Origin of the sequence: Streptomyces griseoviridis, assembly GCF_005222485.1 — a bacterium.
GTDB classification, from domain to species: Bacteria; Actinomycetota; Actinomycetes; order Streptomycetales; family Streptomycetaceae; genus Streptomyces; species Streptomyces hintoniae.
The window spans coordinates 2,753,958-2,773,657 of record NZ_CP029078.1; the positions used below are offsets into that span (position 1 = coordinate 2,753,958).

13 protein-coding genes and 2 pseudogenes are annotated in these 19,700 nt (G+C 71.5%); 9 read left to right on the forward strand and 6 right to left on the reverse strand.

From position 1 onward, the window contains the following. Nucleotides 1-3: 3 nt before the first annotated feature. Nucleotides 4-159: a hypothetical protein gene (locus tag DDJ31_RS11300; protein ID WP_164784997.1), complete on the forward strand. Its 156-nt coding sequence runs from the start codon at nt 4-6 to the stop codon at nt 157-159. Nucleotides 160-230: 71 nt separating this feature from the next. Here DDJ31_RS11300 and DDJ31_RS11305 read toward each other — a convergent pair whose 3' ends face one another. The 3 genes from DDJ31_RS11305 to DDJ31_RS11315 form a co-directional block, all read right to left on the reverse strand. Further along, nucleotides 231-1,169, reverse strand: coding sequence for a 3-oxoacyl-ACP reductase (locus DDJ31_RS11305; protein WP_127180401.1), 939 nt, complete (start codon nt 1,167-1,169; stop codon nt 231-233). A gap of 11 nt (nt 1,170-1,180) precedes the next feature. Next, nucleotides 1,181-2,257 carry a Zn-dependent alcohol dehydrogenase gene (locus tag DDJ31_RS11310; RefSeq protein WP_127180400.1) on the reverse strand — a complete coding sequence of 359 codons (1,077 nt, stop codon included), beginning with the start codon at nt 2,255-2,257 and terminating at the stop codon, nt 1,181-1,183. 93 nt (nt 2,258-2,350) lie between these two features. Continuing rightward, nucleotides 2,351-3,211 carry a MaoC/PaaZ C-terminal domain-containing protein gene (locus DDJ31_RS11315; protein ID WP_127180399.1) on the reverse strand — a complete coding sequence of 287 codons (861 nt, stop codon included), beginning with the start codon at nt 3,209-3,211 and terminating at the stop codon, nt 2,351-2,353. Nucleotides 3,212-3,657: 446 nt separating this feature from the next. On the opposite strand from DDJ31_RS11315, the pseudogene DDJ31_RS11320 reads away from it, so the two are divergent. After that, nucleotides 3,658-5,049, forward strand: a pseudogene (locus DDJ31_RS11320) (sensor histidine kinase). Here DDJ31_RS11320 and DDJ31_RS11325 read toward each other — a convergent pair. Continuing rightward, entirely contained in the window at nt 5,027-6,571 is a 1,545-nt protein-coding gene (locus tag DDJ31_RS11325; protein WP_171480807.1) for an alpha-L-arabinofuranosidase B, read from the reverse strand. The pseudogene DDJ31_RS11320 and the gene DDJ31_RS11325 overlap by 23 nt on opposite strands. Before the next feature lie 563 nt (nt 6,572-7,134). Between DDJ31_RS11325 and DDJ31_RS11330 the strand changes: the two genes are divergently transcribed. Then, nucleotides 7,135-7,767 (forward strand): response regulator transcription factor, encoded by a 633-nt coding sequence (locus tag DDJ31_RS11330; protein ID WP_127182852.1) that lies wholly within the window; start codon nt 7,135-7,137, stop codon nt 7,765-7,767. 32 nt (nt 7,768-7,799) lie between these two features. On the opposite strand, the gene DDJ31_RS11335 is transcribed toward DDJ31_RS11330, so the two are convergent. Continuing rightward, complete coding sequence (locus tag DDJ31_RS11335) at nt 7,800-9,305, reverse strand: MFS transporter (RefSeq protein ID WP_127180398.1); 1,506 nt, start codon at nt 9,303-9,305, stop codon at nt 7,800-7,802. A gap of 282 nt (nt 9,306-9,587) precedes the next feature. Here DDJ31_RS11335 and DDJ31_RS11340 point away from each other — a divergent pair, with 282 nt between their 5' ends. From DDJ31_RS11340 to DDJ31_RS11360, 5 genes are all read left to right on the forward strand, one after another. Beyond that, on the forward strand, nt 9,588-10,352 hold the full coding sequence (locus tag DDJ31_RS11340; protein WP_164784995.1) for a hypothetical protein: 765 nt from the start codon (nt 9,588-9,590) through the stop codon (nt 10,350-10,352). A 463-nt stretch (nt 10,353-10,815) separates the two neighbouring features. Next, nucleotides 10,816-12,576, forward strand: coding sequence for an MFS transporter (locus DDJ31_RS11345; RefSeq protein WP_127180396.1), 1,761 nt, complete (start codon nt 10,816-10,818; stop codon nt 12,574-12,576). 463 nt (nt 12,577-13,039) lie between these two features. Continuing rightward, on the forward strand, nt 13,040-13,690 hold the full coding sequence (locus DDJ31_RS11350; RefSeq protein WP_164784994.1) for a class I SAM-dependent methyltransferase: 651 nt from the start codon (nt 13,040-13,042) through the stop codon (nt 13,688-13,690). 22 nt (nt 13,691-13,712) lie between these two features. Next, nucleotides 13,713-14,675, forward strand: a complete 963-nt coding sequence (locus tag DDJ31_RS11355) for an N-acetylmuramoyl-L-alanine amidase (protein ID WP_127180394.1) — start codon at nt 13,713-13,715, stop codon at nt 14,673-14,675. 83 nt (nt 14,676-14,758) lie between these two features. Beyond that, complete coding sequence (locus DDJ31_RS11360) at nt 14,759-15,547, forward strand: DUF5336 domain-containing protein (RefSeq protein ID WP_171480808.1); 789 nt, start codon at nt 14,759-14,761, stop codon at nt 15,545-15,547. Nucleotides 15,548-15,645: 98 nt separating this feature from the next. On the opposite strand, the gene DDJ31_RS39060 is transcribed toward DDJ31_RS11360, so the two are convergent. Continuing rightward, nucleotides 15,646-17,328, reverse strand: coding sequence for an FG-GAP repeat domain-containing protein (locus DDJ31_RS39060; protein ID WP_240678238.1), 1,683 nt, complete (start codon nt 17,326-17,328; stop codon nt 15,646-15,648). Nucleotides 17,329-17,496: 168 nt separating this feature from the next. Between DDJ31_RS39060 and DDJ31_RS11365 the strand changes: the two are divergent. Then, nucleotides 17,497-19,437: pseudogene (locus tag DDJ31_RS11365) on the forward strand (ricin-type beta-trefoil lectin domain protein); the annotation flags it as partial. Between the last annotated feature and the right edge of the window lie 263 nt (nt 19,438-19,700).

Below are 19,700 nucleotides of genomic sequence, written 5' to 3' on the forward strand. Positions count from 1 at the left end.
TCGATGAGCGACTCCAGCACGACCAAGACGCCGTCCGACGACGTCCAGCAGGACGTCGGTCACGGCAGGCACCGCGGTGAGGTCTCGGCCCAGGAGGTCCGCGCGACCCCCAACGGCCGGCACCGCAAGCCGGAGCCTGCCGGGGCGGCAGCGGCCTGAGCAGCGCGCAGGCGAAGGGGGCGGTCCGCCGAACGGCGGGCCGCCCCCTTCCCGTTGGCCTCAGCCCCGCCTCAGCCCCGCTTCAGCCCCAGCACCTCCGCCGCCGCGAACGTCTCGCCCTCCGGGCGGTCCGCGTAGTGCGGGGTGAGGAGCGCGTCCAGCTCGTCGTAGTCGAAGGTGTCCCGCGCGCTGTCGAACTTGGCCACCACCCGCGGCCGTTCGACGATCGCGACCATCCCGCCGTGGACGACGATGAGCTGTCCGTTGATCCGCGCGGCGGCCGGCCCGGCCAAGTAGCCGACGAGGGGGGCGACATGCTCGACCGCGAGCGGGTCGGGCTCGTCGTCGGGGGCGCCGAACCCGGCGAAGACGTCCTCGGTCATCCGGGTGCGGGCGCGCGGGCAGATGACGTTGGCGGTGACCCCGTACTTGGCGAGGGCGAGCGCCGTCGAGGTGGTCAGGCCGACGATCCCGCCTTTCGCCGCCGCGTAGTTGGGCTGTCCCGCCGAACCGGCCAGGAACGCCTCCGACGCGGTGTTCACGATCCGCCCGTAGACCGGGGCACCCGACTTCTTGGACTGCTCACGCCAGTGCGCGGCGGCGAAGCGGGTCGTGTTGAAGTGGCCTTTGAGGTGGACCCTGATCACCGAGTCCCACTCGTCCTCGGACATCGAGAAGACCATCCGGTCGCGCAGGATGCCTGCGTTGTTGACCAGGATGTCCAGTCCGCCGAACGCCTCGACCGCCGCCCCCACCAACTCCTCGGCCCGCGCGAAGTCGGCGACGTCCCCGGTGTGGGCGAGGGCCTGCCCGCCCGCCGCGCGGATCTCGGCGGCGACCTCCTCGGCGGGCCCTCCGGAGGCGGCGCCCGAGCCGTCACGGCCCGACTGTCCGAAGTCGTTGACGACGACACGGGCGCCGAGCCGGGCGAGTTCGAGCGCCTCGGCACGGCCGAGCCCGCGTCCGGCGCCCGTGACGATCGCGGAGCGCCCTTCCAGTGGCAGCGACACAGGGACCTCCGTCAGATCTCGATGCAGGTGCGCAGGGCCGTTCCCGTGCGCATCTGGTCCAGCGCCTCGTTGATGCCGGCCAGCGGGACCCGGTGGGTGATCAGCCCCTCCAGGTCGATGCGTCCCGCCCGCCACAGGGCGATGGTCCGCTCGTAGGAGCGCAGCACGTCGCCGCCGCCGTACATGGACGGCAGGATGCGCTTCTCGTCGAAGAACAGCTCGAACATGTTGAGTTGGAGGTGGTCGTCCATGGCGCCGGCGCCGACGACGACGAGGGTGCCGCCGCGCCGGGTGTTCTCGTAGGCGGTGCGGGCGGTGGCGGAGCGGCCGACGACCTCGAAGACGTAGTCGAACCCCTCGCCCGCGGTGACCTGTTGCTTGGCGTCGGGCAGTCCGTCGGGGGCGACGGCCCGGGTGGCGCCGAACCGGAGCGCGGCCTCCCGGCGGCTCGCGACCGGGTCGACGGCGACGATCTCGGCGGCGCCCCGCAGCCGCGCCCCCTGGATCGTGGAGATCCCGACGCCCCCGCAGCCGATCACCGCGACCGACGAACCGGCCTGAACGTCAGCGGTGTTGAGGGCAGCACCGAGCCCGGTGGTGACCCCGCAGCCGATCAGGGCGGCGATGTCGAAGGGCACGTCGTCGGGGATGGGCACCGCGCAGCCCGCGTCGACGACGACCTCCTCGGTGAACGTGCCGGTGCCGGCGAAGCCGAAGACGTCCTGGCCCGCCCGCTTGAAGTTGGGGGTGCCCGCGTTCATGAACCCGGCCAGGCACAGTTCGGTCTGGCCGCGCTTGCAGGCGGGACAGGCGCCGCAGGCGGGCAGCCAGCAGACGACGACCCGGTCCCCCGCCTTCAAGTGGCTGACCCGCTCGCCCACTTCGACGACCTCGCCCGCTCCCTCGTGTCCGGGCACGAACGGCGCGGGCTGCGGCAGCACCCCGCTCATCGCCGACAGGTCCGAGTGGCACAGGCCGGTGGCCCGGACCCTGATCCGCACCCGGCCGGGCCCGAAGCCCACCGCCTCGACGTCGTCGAGGATCTCCAGCTTGTCCTGGCCGATCTCGTGCAGTACGGCTGCGCGCATGCTGCGGCTCCCCTCAACTGCCTTCTGGGTCACATCAACTGCTCACTCGGGCACATCAACTGGGCACTGCGTCACATCGGTTGTCCGGCCGGATCAGGTGTGTTCGACGACGGTGTCGGCGAGGACGGGCGCGTCGTCGCGGTCCGCCGCGCTCACCGCCACCCGCACCGAGCCGCCGCCTTGCCGCCACATGCGCGTCCGCAGCGTCTCGCCGGGGAAGACCACGCCGGCGAAGCGGGCGGTGTAGTGGCGCACCCGGGCGGGGTCGCCGTCCAGCAGGGTGTCCACGACCGCCTTGAGCGTCATGCCGTAGGTGCACAGGCCGTGCAGGATGGGGCGTTCGAAGCCGGCACGGGCGGCGAACTCGGGGTCGGCGTGCAGCGGGTTCCAGTCGCCCGACAGGCGGTAGAGCAGCGCCTGGTCCTCGCGAACCCGGCGCTCCAGGGTGCGGTCGGGTGGTCCTGTGGGCGGTTCGAGGCGGGTCGAGGGGCCGCGGTCGCCGCCCCAGCCGCCCTCGCCGCGAACGAAGATCTGGGCGTCGTTGGTCCACAACGGGCCCTGCCCGTCACTGACTTCGGTGCGCATGACGAGGACGGCCGCCTTGCCCTTGTCGTAGACGGCGGCGATCCCGCCGGTGGCGGTGGCGGTGCCCTCGGCCGGGAGCGGGCGGTGCAGGGTGAGGCTCTGCCCGCCGTGCAGGACGCGGGCGAGGTCGACGTCGACGCCTGGCACGGAGAGGCCGCTGATCACTCCGGGTGATCCGCTGCCGGCGACGGTGGCGAAGCTCGGCAGGACGTGCAGCCGGGACTCCAGGGTGTAGCGCAGCTCGCCGGGGTCGGTGGCGGGCGTCCCGGCGCCGAGGCCGAGGTGGTACAGCAGGACGTCCTTGCGGGTCCAGGTGATCTCGCCGGTCCTGGGTTCGGCGGCGAGGGCCTTTGCTGCGTCGATGGGCATACGGCTCCTGACAGTCGCGGTGGTCGGACGCTTGAAGACCTCGGCACGGCCGTCCGCACCGTCGGTCGCACCGAGGTCGCCACGGGCCGACCTAGAACGCGTTCCAGTCCGGCGCCCCCTGTATAGCCGAGCGTCCCCTACTTGTGAAGGCTACTGACGACCCGTCAGGTCCGTTCGGGGGTCGTCACATCCGGGGCACGCGACACACGGCACTCCGCGCGCCGGGACCACGGGACCCGTGACGGTCCCGGTGTCCTGGGCCCGGGACCCGTGACATTTGTCCCGGCGGAGTCCGTACATGCGGATCTGCCGTGCGCGGCGTCCCGTTCCGTAGCGTCGACGGTACGACACAGCGGCTCGGCGGACGGATACGGCCGTCGCCCGCCACCCGGTGCGAGGGTGATCACACCGCCGGTCCCTCGGGACCGTCCGAACGGAGCGAGGACATGTCCAGGATGCGAGGACTCACCGACCGGCTGGCCCGGGGGCGCGCGGAGCGGACCGCACGGCGGGCCGCCATGCGCGCCGACCTGCGGGCCTTCCGCACGGCGCGCAAGCGGGCGCGGGCCACCGGGGAGCCGGTCCAGGACCCGGGGCCACCGCCGACCGCGTTCTCGCTGCTGCCGTGGCTGTTGATGGGGATGGGCGCCTTCTCCAACCTGTTCCAGGGGCAGACCCCGAACCCGTGGATCGGCGGCATCGGTCTGCTGGTCTTCAACTCGCTCTACGTCTCGGTGGCTTTCCGCGCCTTCGACAGGGAGCGCCGCGAGAAGCTGTCGACGCGGCTCTGCCTGGTGGTGATGGGCCTGGTCACCTGCGGGCTGGCGATCGGCTACGGCGGGAGCTGGCTGTACTTCTTCCCGCTGCTCGGCCTCGCCACCGGCGCGGTGCTGCGCGGCCCCCACCTGGGTCGGGTCGGCCTCGCGCTGACCGCGCTCGCGGCGGCGGTGTCGGCGTACCGGGCGGGCTGGGACGCGGTGAACATCGCCTACGGCACGTTCCTCTCGACGATGGTGACGGCCGCGATCCTCTCCCTCTCCGAGGCCGTCCGCGAACTGCACGCGGCCCGCGAGAAGTTGGCCAGGTAGGCGGTGGAGAGGGAGCGGCTGCGGTTCTCCCGCGATCTGCACGACCTGCTCGGGCACACGATGTCGGTGATCGTGGTGAAGTCGGAGGCGGCCAGACGGCTCGCCCCGCGCGATCTGGACGCGGCCCTCGCGCAGATCACCGACATCGAGTCGGTGGGCCGGCAGGCGCTCACCGAGATCCGGGAGGCCGTCACCGGGTACCGGGAGGGCAGCCTCGCGACGGAGCTGGAGTCGGCGTGTTCCGCGCTGCGCGCCGCCGGGGTGGCGCCGGTGGTGACCCGCTCGGGCGAGCCGCTCTCCCCGCAGTCCGAGGCGCTGCTCGGCTGGGTGGTGCGGGAGGCCGTCACCAATGTGGTCAGGCACAGCGGCGCGAGCCTCTGCGAGATCACCCTGACCGGCCGCGCCGAACGGGTCAGGCTCACCGTCACGGACAACGGCTCGGGCCCGGCGCCGGAACCGGCCGCGCCGTCCGCACCGTCCGCACCGTGCGCGCCGTCCGCACCGGCCGCGGCTGGCGGTCCCGCCGCGCACGGCGGGACCGGTCTGAAGGGGCTGACCGAGCGCCTCGCGGCGGCGGGCGGCTCCCTGACGGCGGGCCCGTCGCCGCGCGGCGGCTTCACGGTCACCGCGGAACTCCCGCTGGAGAGCGGCGACACTCCCGGACCCGGCCCCGGACCTGGAGCGGGACCTGGAGCGGGACCTGGACCCGCAGCGGGACCCGGAGCGGCTACGGCGCCCAGGGCGCGCTGACCGCCCAACTCACGTCGTCCGCCCAGGACGTCGCGCTGTCCCAGGCGTTGGAGCCGCCGTCGCTCGCGATGTAGACGCCCAGGTCGTAGTGGCGCAGATAGCGCGTCGGATAGTTGTAGGAGGCGAACGAGGTGCCGGTGCCGCTCCGTCCCGCCGTCGGGCAGAACGTCGCGTCGGCTCTGAACTGGGCGGTCCCGTCCATGGGTTGGCGCAGCAGCGCGAAGTTGTAGTGCCGCAGGAAGTCGCCGGGGTAGTTGCGCGACTCGAAGGAGACGCAGGAGCCGCCGGCCAGACCGCGACGGACGATCCAGGTGGCGTCGTTCCTGTCGAGCACCGAACTGGCTGACGTGATCGGGGAGATGGCCGCCGCGTTGTTCTGGTGCCGTACGTAGTCGGTGGAGCAGCACGCGGTGGTGGCGCGCAGCGAGATCTCGGAGGCGGGCGTCAGGGTTCCCGTGGCGCCGGTGGCACCGCCGTAGCCGACGGAGACGATGTTGGACTGCACGGCGTCGTCGGCCGCGTCCGTCGGGATGCCGGAGGTCATGACGCCCTCGAAGAAAGAGCCGATGGAGCCGTTGCTGTTGTCGCCGCCGGTGCCCAGGACGATGGCGCCCTCCTGGTGCATGGGGCTGTATCCGCCGCCGTTCACGGCGGGTTCACCACCGGAGTAGGTGGTGGTGAGGGAACCCGACTGGGCGTTGCCGTATTTCAGCGCGAAATAGTTCTGCCCGTTGTTCTTCAGCAGCGCGGTGACGAACGGCAGGGCGCCGGTTCCGGTGTTCGCGGTGTTCTTGCTGTAGCCGGAGTCGGACTGGAACAGCCCGTTCTCCAGGTCGGCCTGGACCCACGGTCCCTGTCCGTAGCAGGGCGAGAACCAGCACTCGGTGCCGAAGTTGATGGCGTCCATGTGGCCGTTGCCTGTGTCCTTGTTGTTCGTCTCGGCGTTGCCGTAGTCGAAGCAGCAGGAGCCGTTGACGTGGGTTCCGGAGGTGACCATGTACATCCCCTCGGCGGCGCCGCCCACGGCCACGCCCGAGGTGGAGTTGTCGCGGTAGCCCATCCCCGCCGAGATCTCCAGGCCGTAGACCTGGTGGCCGCCCGCGGTGACCGGCAGGGCGTCCGCGGGGGCGCCCACGTCGGCGGCGCCCGCCCCGCCCGCGCCCTCGACGGTGAGGTCGTTGTGGCGCGTCGACTGGTCGTAGATCTTGGTGATGACGCAGGTGGTGCCCGCGCAGAAGGAGTCCTGGGTGGCCGCGTCGGCGTATCCGCCGGTGGCCAGCGGGCCGACGTCGGTGGTGGCGCTGTCGGAGGCGCGCCGCACCTGGTAGAAGGGGCCGCCGTAGGAGGCGTAGAGCGCGCGGGCGAGGCTGTGCGCGGCGACGCACGGGGTGCCGGCGGTGGCGTAGACATCGCAGGGCAGCGCGGAGGCGGCCTGCGCCTGGGGAACGCCGACGGCGAGCGCGAGGACGGTGACCAGCGCCGAGAACGCGGCCAGGAGGGCGGTTCTGAGTCTGAGGAGCACGGGGACCTCTTCCGTTCCTGGTGGGGCAGTGCGGGGACAGATCACGACGTCCGGTATCTCGGACGTCGTTCGACCAGAGGCCGATACGTGCGGAACGCGCGGACGTGCCGGACGCGCGGAACATGCGAAACAGGCGAAACGTCGGAACGTCGGAACGTCGGAAATGGCGGCGGCCGACGAATCCGTCCGCCGACCGAGACACCGACCCGAATACCCACCGGAACTCCGACCCCGAACTCTGGCCTTGGACTCCGGACTTGAACTCCGGACCGGAAATCAGGACCAGAACCCCGAACCGGAAACCCGAACCGGAAATCCGGCTCAGCACTCCGACTCAGCAATGCGAATCGACACTCCGACCGAAATGCCGAACAACACCGAGAAGCGAGGTGCGTGAGAATGTCCGAGCGCGGCGCCCGGGAAAGGCAGCGGGTGAACTCCGGGCGCCGTGGCGATTGTTGGGCCGTGCCGCAGGACCGTCAAGACGCGCGGAACCGAACCAGGGCGAGTCTTTAACCGCGTACGACGAGCCGAACGCGGCCTACCCTGGTGGCGTGAACGAGATGCCCCGGGACCGTCGGCCGGCGAAGAACGTGCGGGTCCTGCTCGCCGAGGACCAGGGGATGATGCGGGGCGCGCTCGCCCTGCTGCTCGGCATGGAGCCCGACATCGAGGTCGTGGCCCAACTGGGCCGGGGTGACACCATCCTGGACACCGCCCTCACCCACCGCCCCGACGTCGCCCTGCTGGACATCGAACTGCCCGGCATGAGCGGCCTCGACGCGGCGGCGCTGCTGCGCGCGGAGGTCCCGGACTGCCGAGTGCTGATCCTGACCACCTTCGGCCGCCCCGGCTATCTGCGCCGGGCCATGGAGGCAGGGGCCGCGGGGTTCCTGGTGAAGGACGGTCCGGTGGAGGAGCTGGCCGCGGCGATCCGCAGGGTCCTGACCGGCGAGACGGTGATCGACCCGGCGCTGGCCGCCGCCGCGCTCAGCGCGGGCCCGAACCCCCTCACGCCCCGCGAGTGCGACGTGCTCGACGCGTCGGCGGACGGCGCGACGGTCGCGGACGTCGCGGTCCGGCTGCGGCTGTCCGAGTCGACGGTCCGCAACTACCTGTCGTCGGCGATCGGCAAGACGGGCACCCGCAACCGCACGGAGGCCCTGCGCGAGGCCCGCACCCGCGGCTGGCTCTGACCCGCCCGCAGCCGCCAGACCCGTCAGACCCGTCAGACCTCCCTGGACGTGGCTTCCGTGGACGTGGGCTCCGCGGACGTGGGCTCCGCGGGCGTGACCTTCGTGGGCGTGGACCTCGTCCGTCCGCCCGGCAGCCACAGCGCCATCAGTACCACCCCGGCGAGCAGCACCCCCGCGCTGGTCCTGAACACCAGCGCGTAGCCCTCCGTCATCGCCTGGCCGGTGGTGCTCGACCCGGTGCGGGCCGCCGCGATCGTCGACATCACCGCGAGGCCCAGTGAACCGCCCATCGTGCGGGAGGTGTTGATGAGTCCGGAGACCAGGCCCGCCTCGCCGGGCGCCGCGCGGGAGGTGGCGAGCGCGGCCAGCGGGGTCGCCGTCAGGCCCGCGCCCAGCATCATCAGGACGCCGGGGAACATGATCTCGGTGAGGTAGTCGCCCCGCGGGGTCATCGCCGACTGCCAGGCGAACCCGCTCGCCGCGATCAGCGTGCCGGTCACCGCGACCGCGCGGGCGCCGAACCGGGGCAGGAAGCGGGGCGCGGACTTGGAGCCGATGAGCACCGCGAGGGAGCTGGGGATCAGCGCGAGGCCGGCCTCGAGCGGGCTGTAGCCGAGGACGTTCTGCGCGTACAGGGTCATGAAGTACCACATGCAGAACATCGCGGACCCGCTGAGGAACATCGCCGCGTTCGCCGAGGAGACCGCCCGCGCCCTGAACAGTCCCAGCGGCATCAGCGGGGCCGTCGTCCTGGCCTCGACCAGCAGGAAGAGGCCGATCAGCGCGAGCCCGGCGGCCAGCGGCAGCAGGGTGGCCGCCGCCGTCCAGCCCGCCGCCTCGGTCTGCGAGATGCCGTAGGCGAGGGTGGCGAGCCCGGAGGTGACGAGGACCGCGCCGGGCAGGTCGAGGCGGCGTCCCGCGCCGTTGCGGCTCTCCGGCAGCCAGCGCAGCGAGCAGACGAGGACGACGGCGCCGACGGGCACGTTGATCAGCAGCACCCAGCGCCAGGACAGAGCGTCCACCAGGAGCCCGCCGACGAGTCCGCCCGCAGCGCCGCCGCCCGCGCCGACCGCCGTCCAGGTGGCTATGGCCCGCGCCCGTGCGGCGCCCTCGGGGACGGCGGCCGTGAGGATGGTCAGTGTCGAGGGGGCGAGGACGGCGGCGCCGAGCCCCTGCACCGCCCGCGCGATCAGCAGTTCGGGGCCTTCCTGGGCGAGGCCGCCGCCCAGCGAGGCCAGCGTGAACAGGCCGAGCCCGACGAGGAACATCAGCTTCCGCCCGTACAGGTCGCCCGCCCGGCCGCCGAGCAGCATGAACCCGGCGAAGGCGATGGCGTAGCCGTTCACGACCCATTGCAGGCCCTGGGCGCTCAGACCCAGGTCGGTGCGCATCGACGGCAGCGCCACGTTGACGACGGACACGTCGAGGACGACGAGGAACTGTCCGGCGCAGGCGAGCGCCACGACCAGCCAGGTGGGGGGTGGGGTGCGGGCGGGCAGGCGGCGGGTGGCGTCAGTGGCTTCGAGCATGACGGTCATGTTCCCATCGCGGGCGGCGGGCCCGACATAGGATTTTCGCCCGACCAGGACCGAGCCGCGCGGCCTAGGACGCCCGGCCGACGGCACCTGAACCCCTCCGGACAGGGTCACCATGGCCGCCCCGCCCCGCCCGATGCTGCCCGCGAGCCCGACCCGCGCGCCGGGGACGTCCGATGCCCCATTGTGATGCACGGGTGTACAACCCCGTGCGGGTGGCGGCTGTCTGTAAGGCGCTGGAGGGAGGTGCCTCCGGTGCCTTTCCGTCACGAGATTGGGGATCCGGTGGGGAAGCAGATCTGGAGAGTCGTCGTAGCCGGTGGTGCGGCGGCGGTGTTCACGTCCGTGGCCGCGGCGCCGGCCGGGGCGGCCGAGGGCGGGGTCTCGTTCTCCCGTGTCCAGGTGAACGGCGGCAAGCCGATCGTGATCGGGGTGTCGAACGAGGTCGCGGCGCCCGCCTCCTTCCGGATAACGACCACGCACAGGTGGAAGTGGCCGGCGGTGTTCCTGTACCGCGGTGGTACGGACGATCGGCTGTGGCACGCCATCGAGACGAGCGACTGCCTCAAGGTGGGCTCGGGCGTCTGCGACATCAACGAGACGATGTACTTCGACCCGAGCGTGTGGGACATGCGCAACAGCGAGGCGGGGGCCTGGAAGGTCGCGGCCGAGGTGCACTTCGAGGGTGGCGGCGGTGACATCGACGACAAGGGTCTTACGGTCCAGGTCAAGCGCAACTCCCGGCTGACCGTCAACGCCTCGCCCGAACCGGTGTCCAAGGGCAGGACCATCACCGTGACCGGGAAGGTCACGCGCGCCAACTGGGAAACCCGGAAGTACGCCTCCTACGCGGGCCGCCAGGTGAGCCTTCAGTTCAAGGCCGCCGGCACCGCCTCGTACACCACGGTGAAGAAGGTGTACGCGAACAACTCGGGTGCCCTGAGGACGACCGTGAAGGCCGCCAAGACGGGAACGTGGCGCTGGGCGTACTACGGCAACACCACCACCGGGCCGTCGACGTCGACCGGGGACAACGTCGTCGTCAAGTGAGGTCCGCGGCGCGGGCGGACCGGTGGGGGCGGAGCAGCCGGTGACGGCTGCGACGGCAGAGGTGACGGCCGCGACGCCAGAGGTGACGGCTGCGACGGTAGAGGTGCCGGGTCTGCCGCGATCGTGGCGGCCCGAGCCCCCCCCCCCGCCGCTCCCGAGATAACCGGTATGCGCCTCCCCGGCCGATCTCCTCAGAGCCACGGGTCAGAAGGTCGACGCAGCGGGAGACAGAGTTCAACGTCTGTTGTTCATGTCGCGGACGGGGGTCCCGGTGAGACCCAGCTCACTCGCAGCCGGGAAAGCGGAACGCGTTGCAGCAGCGCGCCAGGGCCGATGGCCTGACTGACGGAACATCAGTTCCCCATGGTGTGGTCAAGAATCCGTTAGAGGCCCGAAGCAACGGAATAGTTGCCCGTGCATACGAGGTTTACCCGGCACTTAACCCCACGGGAGGCCTCAACCCATGACCCACACGACCAACGAACAGCCCGTCCGGGCAGCCAGCGGGGCCGTCGTCCCGGTGCTCGCCTTCGCGGGCATCGTTGTCGCGGTGATGCAGACCCTGCTCGTCCCGGTCATCAAGGACCTGCCGCAACTGCTGGACACCGCGCCCAGCAACGCCACCTGGGTCCTGACCTCGACCCTGCTCTCGGGTGCCGTCGCCACCCCGATCATGGGCCGCCTCGGCGACCTGTTCGGCAAGCGGCGCATGCTCATATTCAGCCTCGCCGTCATGGTCGTCGGCGCGCTGGTCAGCGCCCTCACCAGCCAGCTCCTGCTGATGATCGTCGGCCGCAGCCTCCAGGGCTTCGCCATGGGCGCGATCCCGCTCGGCATCGGCCTGATGCGCGACATGCTGCCGCGCGAGAAGCTCGGTTCGGCGATGGCGCTGATGAGTTCCTCGATCGGCGTCGGCGGCGGCCTCGCGCTGCCGCTCGCGGCCCTGGTCGCGCAGCACGCCGACTGGCACGCCCTGTTCTACGGCGCCGCCGGACTCGGCGTGCTGTCCATCGTCCTCACCCTGCTCGTCGTGCCGGAGTCCCCGATGCGCGCCCAGGGCACCTTCGACGTGCTCGGCGCGATCGGACTCTCCGTCGGCCTGGTCCTCTTCCTGCTGCCCATCACCAAGGGCAGCGACTGGGGCTGGACCTCGGGCACCACGCTCGGCCTGTTCGCCGCCGCCGTCGTCGTCCTGCTGCTGTGGGGCGTGATGGAGCTGCGGCTCAAGGCCCCGCTGGTCGACCTGCGCACCACCGCCCGCCCCGCGGTCCTCTTCACCAACCTCGCCTCGATCATGGTCGGTGTCTCCTTCTACGTCGTCTCCCTGGTGCTGCCGCAGCTCCTCCAGCTGCCGCGCTCCACCGGCTACGGGCTCGGCCAGTCGATGGTCTCCGCCGGTCTGCTGGTCGCGCCGCTCGGTCTGACGATGATGGTCACGGCGCCCGTCTACGCCCGGCTCTCCGCGAAGTACGGCCCCAAGGTCACCCTGATCATCGGCATGGTGATCATCGGGATCGGGTACGGCGCCGGCCTCGGCCTGATGAGCGCGGCCTGGCAGAGCCTGGTCATCGCCGTCGTCCTGGGCGCCGGCATCGGACTCGCCTACTCCTCGCTGCCCGCCCTGATCATCGGCGCCGTCCCGGCCTCCGAGACCGGCGCGGCCAACGGCCTCAACACCCTGATGCGGTCCATCGGCACCTCGGTGTCGAGCGCCGTCATCGGCATGGTCCTCGCCAACACCGCCCACCATGTCGGGGGCGTCGCGGTCCCGACCATGCACGGCTTCCGGGTCTCCTTCCTGATCGCGACCGGCGCGGTGGCGGTCGGCCTGCTGATGGCGCTGTTCCTGCCGGGCCGCCGCACCGCGGGCCGCACCCAGCTGCGCGCCAGCAGCGAGGAGGACGCCAACCTGAAGCGCGCCGAGGAGGCGCTCGGCGGCTTCCGCGGCCGGGTGCTGGCCGCCGACGGCGCTCCCGTCGCCCGCGCCAAGGTCACGCTGATCGATCACCGCGGCCGGCAGGCGGGCGCCACCCTCTCCTCCGAGGACGGCTCCTACAGCCTGCTCGTGCCGGCCGAGGGCGCGTACGTCCTGGCCGCCCGCGCCACCGGCCACGGCCCGCTCGCCTCGTCGGCGACCCACGCCGGCGACGAGCGCCCGGTGGACGTGGACCTGCCCCTGCCCGCCACCGCCTCCAGCACCCCCACCGCCCCCAGCGCCCTCTGACGCCGTCCGCCTCCCCGTCCGGCTCCGCGCGTGAGCGCGGGCACCGGGCGGGGAGGCGGCAGCCTGCTGTGCGGCGGGTACCGGGCGGGGAGGCGGCGTGCGGTGCGGCGGACACCGGGCGGGACGGCGGCTTGGCACACGGGTACCGCCCGCGGAAGCACCGTGCCGCACGGGCGCCGCACGAGGAAACGGCGTGGCGCGGGGGCGTCGAACGAGGAAGCACCCTGATCCAGACACGGCGGAACGTGACACGACGTCAGGCATGACGCGTGTAGACGCACTGACAACTCACCCGCCACTCAGCGCTAACGACACCGCACCCGTGCCTCCCGCATTCTTGAACCACCGCCAGGAACGCGCCGCGAGGACGGGCCTGGTCCGCACCCCCTGTCCAACGGGGGTCAGGGGGTGCGGCAGCATGGTGCGGGAGCAGCGTTGCGATCCCGTCCCGAGAGGCAGCACCATGACCGCGGCACCCACGCCTGAGATCCTCGCCGCGTTCGAGGCGGCCGAGGGCTTCATGCCCCTGGACGAGGGACTCGCGCTGTACGCGGCAGCCGTCGAGGCCGGCGGGCTCGGTCTGCCGCTCCTGGAGGTCGGCAGCTACTGCGGCCGCTCCACGATCCTGCTCGCGGACGCGGCCAGGCGGGCCGGGGTCACCGCCGTCACGGTCGACCACCACCGGGGCAGCGAGGAACAGCAGCCCGGCTGGGACTACCACGACCCGCGGACGGTCGACCCGGAACTCGGCGTGATGGACACCCTGCCGATGTTCCGCCGCACCCTGCACCGGGCCGGCCTAGAGGACCACGTGGTCGCGCTGGTCGGCCGCTCCCCGCAGGTCGCCGCGCTGTGGAACACCCCGCTCGGCCTGGTCTTCGTCGACGGCGGCCACACCGACGAGCACGCGGGCGCCGACTACGAGGGCTGGGTACCCCATCTGGCGCCGGGCGGCCTGCTGCTCATCCACGACGTCTTCCCCGACCCGAAGGACGAGTTCACCGGCCAGGCCCCGTACCGCGTCTATCTGCGGGCGCTGGCCTCCGGCGCGTTCACGGAGGTCTCCGTGACCGACTCGCTGCGCGTCCTGCGGCGAACGCGGGCGACCGGCTGAGCGCCCGGTTAGAGTCGCAGACGTGTCCTACCCAGGCCCGCACTTCGATTCCACCCCGCCCCGCCGCCGCCCCCGCGCCCGGACCGTCGCGCTCGCCGCGCTGGTGCCAGGCGCTTTGCTCGGCTGGCTCGTGTACGAGGCGGTGGGCGCCCCCGGCAGCGGGGCGGACGGGACGGCCGCACGGCCGTCGTCGACCGCCGCCGCGTCACCCACCGGCTCCACCGGGTCCACCGACCCCGCCTCCCCCTCCGCCACCGCGGGCGACGACGCCAAGAAGCCAGGCGCCCCCTCGCCGGCCTCCGGTTCCGGCCCGCTGAAGGGCAAGACCGTCGTCGTCGATCCTGGCCACAACCCGGAGAACGTCCGGCACACGGCCGAGATCAACAGCAAGGTCGACATCGGTACGAACTGGAAGGAGTGCGACACCACCGGCACGTCCACCGACGCGGGATACGCGGAGGCGCGGTTCACGCTGGACGTCGCACGGCGGCTGCGCACCCTGCTGGAGGAGCAGGGCGCCACGGTCCGCTTCACCCAGGACGGCGACCGCCCGTGGGGGCCGTGCGTGGACGAGCGCGCGCGGATCGGCAACGAGGCGCACGCCGACGCGGCGATCTCCATCCACGCGGACGGCGCCCCGGCGGGCGACCGCGGCTTCCACGTCATCCTCCCGGCGTCGGTGCACTCGGGCTCCGCCGACACCCGCCCGATCGTCGCCGCCTCCGCCGACCTCGGCGAGCGGATCGCGGGCACCTTCGTACGGGTCACGGGCAGCGCGCCCGCCAACTACGTGGGCGACGGTACCGGTCTCGACACCCGGAAGGATCTGGGCGGTCTCAATCTGTCAACGGTTCCCAAGGTGTTCATCGAGTGCGGCAACATGCGCGATAGCAAGGACGCGGCACTCCTCACCAGTTCCGGCTGGCGGCAGAAAGCCGCACAGGGCATCTCTGAGGGAATCGTGAGTTTCCTGCACGGTTCGTGATCAGAGCGCGGAACCCGGCGGACACCCTGACCGGGGGGACGATAGTGTCTACCGACGACGAGACGACCTACGAAGGACCTGAAGTGAATATCCGCTCCCTCACTCGAGGCGACGGCGTGGTGATCGGGGCAGCGCTCGTGCTGTTCATCGCGTCGTTCCTCGACCTGGCAAGTTGCAGCGGCAGTCTCTGCAACAGCGTCGACTACCCGAACGCCTGGGACAACCTCGGGCTCGGCCTCGGGGTCTACATGGCGGGTGTCATCGGGGGTGCGCTCGTCGTGGTCGCGCGGGCCCTCCCGCAGCCCCGCAAGGTGGCGGGCCTCGACCTGGGCACCGTCGGGGTCGTCCTGACCGTCTCGACGGCCTGGGCGCTGCTGTGGTGGCTGATCGACTTCAGCGACTCCGGTGCCGGGCTGATCCTCGGCTTCCTGGCCGCCCTGGTCCTGGCGGGCGGCGCCGTGGCGACACCGCTGGTGCCCGCGCTGCGCGTCGGCCTGGTGCCGGCGCCGAGGCCGGCCGCCCCGCAGCCCTACGGCGCCCAGCCGCCCGCCGGTTACGGCTACCCGGGTGCCCCGCAGCAGCCGTACGGTGGTCAGCCGCAGCCGGGTCAGCCCTACGGCGCGCAGCCGCAGGCCGCCCCGCAGCCGCAGGGTCAACAGCCCCAGCCGGCCGGGGACTTCTCGCCGTTCTGGTTCGCCGTGCCGGTGACGCGTCCGCTGTTCGCCGAGGACAACGCGTCCTCGCAGATCGCCGAACTGGCCCCGGGCACCTGGTACCTGGCCGTCGAGCAGCGCGGACCGAACCTGGTGGCGCAGACGCAGGACGGCCGTCGCGGCGTCCTTCAGGACACGTCGGGCATCCAGCGCGGCTGACGCCCACCCTCTCGTCCATGGCAGCGGCCCCCGCCCTCTCCGGGCGGGGGCCGCTGCCATGTGCGTCCGAACCGGGCCTGCCGGTGCGGGAGTCCGGCTCAGCCGAGGGCCTTCACGGTCCGCCAGTCCTGGGTGAGCACGGTCTTGACGGGCGCGTTGGTGTTGGTCTTCGACGGGTGGTAGATCCGCATGGTCCCGTCGGCTCCGGCACGGGCCCAGATGTCGGGGACGCCGTCCTTGTTGACGTCCGGGATGCCGAGCGCGGTGCTGATGTTGGCCTCGGTCCAGCTCGTGCCGTAGGCGACGTCGCCGTTCAGTGAACTGGCCGCCAGCTTCAGGGAGTCCAGGTCGACGCTGCCCGCGGCGGGGCCCGGCTTGCCGTGTCTGACGTACATGTTGCCGTTGTCGAGGTTGCGCCAGAGCAGGTCGGGGGTCTTGTCGCCGTTGATGTCGGCGACGTTGACGATGTCCCGGCGGGCCCAGGCGTCACTGTTCATGACGGTCGCGGACCGGAACGCGGCGCCGGTGTAGCCGGACAGCGTCCAGAAGGCGGGGCCCGCGCGCAGCACCAGGTCGGGGAGACCGTCGCCGGTGATGTCGCCGACGGCCTTGATCTGGGTCCAGGTTGAGGGGGCCGGCGCGTTGGAGGGCAGCAGCACCTTCATGCGCCGGTCCACGTCGAAGCTGCCGTAGCCGTCGCCCGGGTAGAGCCAGAGGACGCCGTCGGGAGAGACCGCGAACAGGTCGGTGGCGCCGTCGCCCGGGTAGGCGTCTCCGTAGTGGGTGATCAGGGCGGACTTCTTGGTGGCCGGGTCGTACCAGTGCGCGGCCTGGTCCAGTGGGCCGTGGGTGGAGTACGCGGCGTCCAGGCACTCGTTGAGTTCGCCCTCGACGCTGCCCGCGCAGTTGATCAGCTTGCCGCTCGCGTCCACGACGAGCAGGTCGGGCAGGTCGTCGCCGTTGGTGTCACCGGGTCCGTCGGCCGTCTGCTGCGGCGGCACGTAGAAGGCGTAGTTGGTGACCTTGCTCTTGTTGCCGACCGCGTCGAGGGCGTACACGTTCAGCATGTTGGGGCCCGCGTGCGGCGGCTTCAGCGCGGTGATGGTGGCGGCGCCGTTGGTCGCGGCCTTGTCCGTCCAGTCGTTGCCGTCCACGGCGTACTGGAACTTCGCGGCGCCCTCGGACGTGAAGGTGACCGCGCCCGTCTTGCCGAACGGCACCTGGGCCCAGGTCATGCCGTCGTCGGTGGCCTCGGGGAACTTCTCGCTGTCCACGGTCGGCGGGGGCGGGGCGGAGCCGTCGACGGTGAGCCGGCACCGGTTGCCGCTGGTCGGGTAGTACGCGGACTGGAGGGTGGCGTCCTCGGCGCGGACGTCCCAGTAGTAGAGCCCCTTGTCGACGAGGGTGCTCGACGCGATGGTCCGGGTGGCCTTGCCGCTGGTCAGGCTGGTGACGAGGGTGCCCGCCGGGGTGGCGTCGCCCGCCTTCCAGAAGCGGAAGCGCAGCCCCTTGAGGTTGCCGTCGGGGTCGGTGGCCTTCGCCGACAGGACGACGTTGCCCTTGCCGACGGTGGCGCCGGCCGTGCTGGTGTTGCAGGTGCCGCCGGGTGCGCTGGAGACGGCGGTGGGGGTGGTGGGCGGCCGGTTGTAGTCGACTTCGAGGGTGGCCGAGGTCGCCCGGAACTTCCGCCAGGTCTGGGTGTCACCCTCGCTGGTCGCCCGCATCCCGAAGGTGATGTTCGACCAGCCGCTGTCCGCGCCCTTCTGCGCGGCGGTCTTCACGTTGAAGTCCTCGTACTCGTCGGGGCAACCGGACGACGACCAGCCGTGCGCGAACGACTGCCTCGCGACCTCGGTCGACCAGCTGGGCTGCTTGTTCCACGTGGTGCCGGAGGAGATCGCACCGGTCAGCCAGAGCTGGAACTCGCGCTTCGTGCAGGACCAGGAGTCTGCAACACCTCACCCGCGCAGAGCTGGCGCTTCACCCCGAGCCCTGACCAGACCGACCGGAACCGGGGCGCGCTCAGCATCTACGACACGTGGTGCCTCCAGCCGGTCGCGGGCACGATCGGCTCGGCGGTCCAGATCCAGAAGTGCGACGGCTCGGCGAAGCAGGAGCTCGACCGCACGACGTCGGGTCAACTCCAGCACCACGACTCGAAGTTGTGTGTCGCGGTCAAGGACGCCGACGCGGCCGACTCGACCCCGGCGGTCCTGGCGACCTGCAACGCGGCCAAGTCCGAACAGCTGTGGTCCTCGCAGAACGAGACCCGGTACGTCTACGGCCCGGATGGCGCCCGGCTGCTCACCCTCCAGGGCAAGCGGGCCACGCTCCACCTCGGTGACACCGAGGTGACGGTCGCGCCCGGCGGGGTCCTCATCAACACCCAGCGCACGTACGCGGCGCCGGGCGGCGCGGTGATGCGGTACGCGAACGGCGAGGGCGCCGAGCAGTTGGTGGCGCTGGCCGGGGACCATCAGGGCAGCACCTACGCCGAGGTCGCCCTCACCGGCATGAACACCGTCCGCATCCGCAAGCAGGACCCGTTCGGCAACCAGCGGGGCGCCGGCAGCGTCGGCGCCAACTTCCAGTCCCACCGCGGCTTCCTGGGCGCGACCCGTGACGACGTCACCGGCTACCAGCTGCTCGGCGCGCGACTGTACGACCCGGTGGTCGGCCGCTTCCTGTCCGCTGACCCGGTGGTGGACCTGAACGACGTCCTCCAGTCCAACGGCTACACCTACGCGCACAACAACCCCGTGACGATGTCCGACCCGACGGGCCTGGCCATCTCCCTGACGGCGTCCGAGCGCGCGGCGGCGCTGGCCGGCGCGGGTCTGTCGGCGGCACAGGTCGCCCAGGCCCAGTCGACCATGGGCAAGTCGCTCTCCTCGGTGATCCTGGCGGTCGCCTGGGAGACGCTGAAGGACTTCATCGGCATCAACGACGCGATGGCGTGCTTCGGCGGCGACATGTGGTCCTGCGGAAGCCTCATCATCGGCGCGATCCCCTGGACCAAGCTCGGCAAGATCCCGTCGGTCATGAAGGCCGTCAACCGCACCATCAAGGCCATCGAGTCCTTCCGCGCGGCGAAGAAGGCGGCGGAACTGGTCCTGAAGGCGGCGATCGAGAAGGCCAAACGCGAGGCGGCCCAGAGAGCCAAGAAGAAGGCGGCCGAACAGGCGAAACGCATAGCCGACAAGGCCGCGGCCGAGAAGAAGAAGACCGGCAACCCGGTCCAGAAACAGGCACAGGCGAAGGCGGCACCGAAGGTCTCCACGGTGAAGCCCGCCTCCGGCGGGGGCGGCGCTTCCAAGGGCAGCGGCACCAAACCGGGCGGCAACTCCGGAGGGTCCGCCCGCACCAGCGGCGGCTCCAGCGGAAGCGGCGGCTCGGGCCGGGCGGAGAGCCCGGAGGGCGCCACCTGCAACAGCTTCGTGCCGGGCACCCGCGTGCTGATGGCCGACGGCAGCACGAAGCCGATCGAGAAGGTCAAGCCGGGCGACAAGGTGAAGGCGACCGACCCGAAGTCGGGCGTCACCCGCACCGAGACGGTCACCGCGGAGATCAAGGGCCAGGGCCTGAAGCACCTGGTACGCATCACGATCACGGCGAAGGACTCCACCACCGCAACCCACGTGACGGCAACAGCCGGCCACCCGTTCTGGGTCCCGACCCTGTCGAAGTGGCTCCCGGCAACAGACCTGAACCCGGGCCAGTGGCTCCGCACGAGCGCGGGGACACGGGTCCAGATCACGGCGGTAGAACGCTGGACGAGCACCGAGACGGCTGTTCACAACCTGACGGTGGGGGATGTCCATACGTATTATGTTGTGGCGGGGGATGCGCCGGTACTCGTCCACAATTGCGGAGGCGCCCCTACTCATGTCACAGGCAAGGGCGATGACCCGCTAGTTCCGGAACTCATCAACGACATCAATGCTCGCTACCCCGGGCATGTGCGAGCTGAAGGCGTCACAATAAATGGGCCGGACGGCAGCACGCTCACGGACTTCGACATCGTGACCCGAAATGCGGTGGTGCAGGTGAAGAGTGGCTCAGGAAAGGGTGCTCTCAAGCAGGCGCTAAATACGCAAAGCCTGACGGACTATCCGGTCATCGTCTATCTTCCACAGGGGCGTGGAAGTGTGAT

Bases quoted from the DNA above. Each gene is read 5' to 3' on its own strand.
- DDJ31_RS11310 (WP_127180400.1), bottom strand. From the start codon at position 2,257: ATGCGCGCAGCCGTACTGCACGAGATCGGCCAGGACAAGCTGGAGATC.
- DDJ31_RS11350 (WP_164784994.1), top strand. From the start codon at position 13,040: ATGACCGCGGCACCCACGCCTGAGATCCTCGCCGCGTTCGAGGCGGCC.
- DDJ31_RS11335 (WP_127180398.1), bottom strand. From the start codon at position 9,305: ATGACCGTCATGCTCGAAGCCACTGACGCCACCCGCCGCCTGCCCGCC.
- DDJ31_RS11300 (WP_164784997.1), top strand. From the start codon at position 4: ATGAGCGACTCCAGCACGACCAAGACGCCGTCCGACGACGTCCAGCAG.
- DDJ31_RS11315 (WP_127180399.1), bottom strand. From the start codon at position 3,211: ATGCCCATCGACGCAGCAAAGGCCCTCGCCGCCGAACCCAGGACCGGC.
- DDJ31_RS11345 (WP_127180396.1), top strand. From the start codon at position 10,816: ATGACCCACACGACCAACGAACAGCCCGTCCGGGCAGCCAGCGGGGCC.
- DDJ31_RS11330 (WP_127182852.1), top strand. From the start codon at position 7,135: ATGCCCCGGGACCGTCGGCCGGCGAAGAACGTGCGGGTCCTGCTCGCC.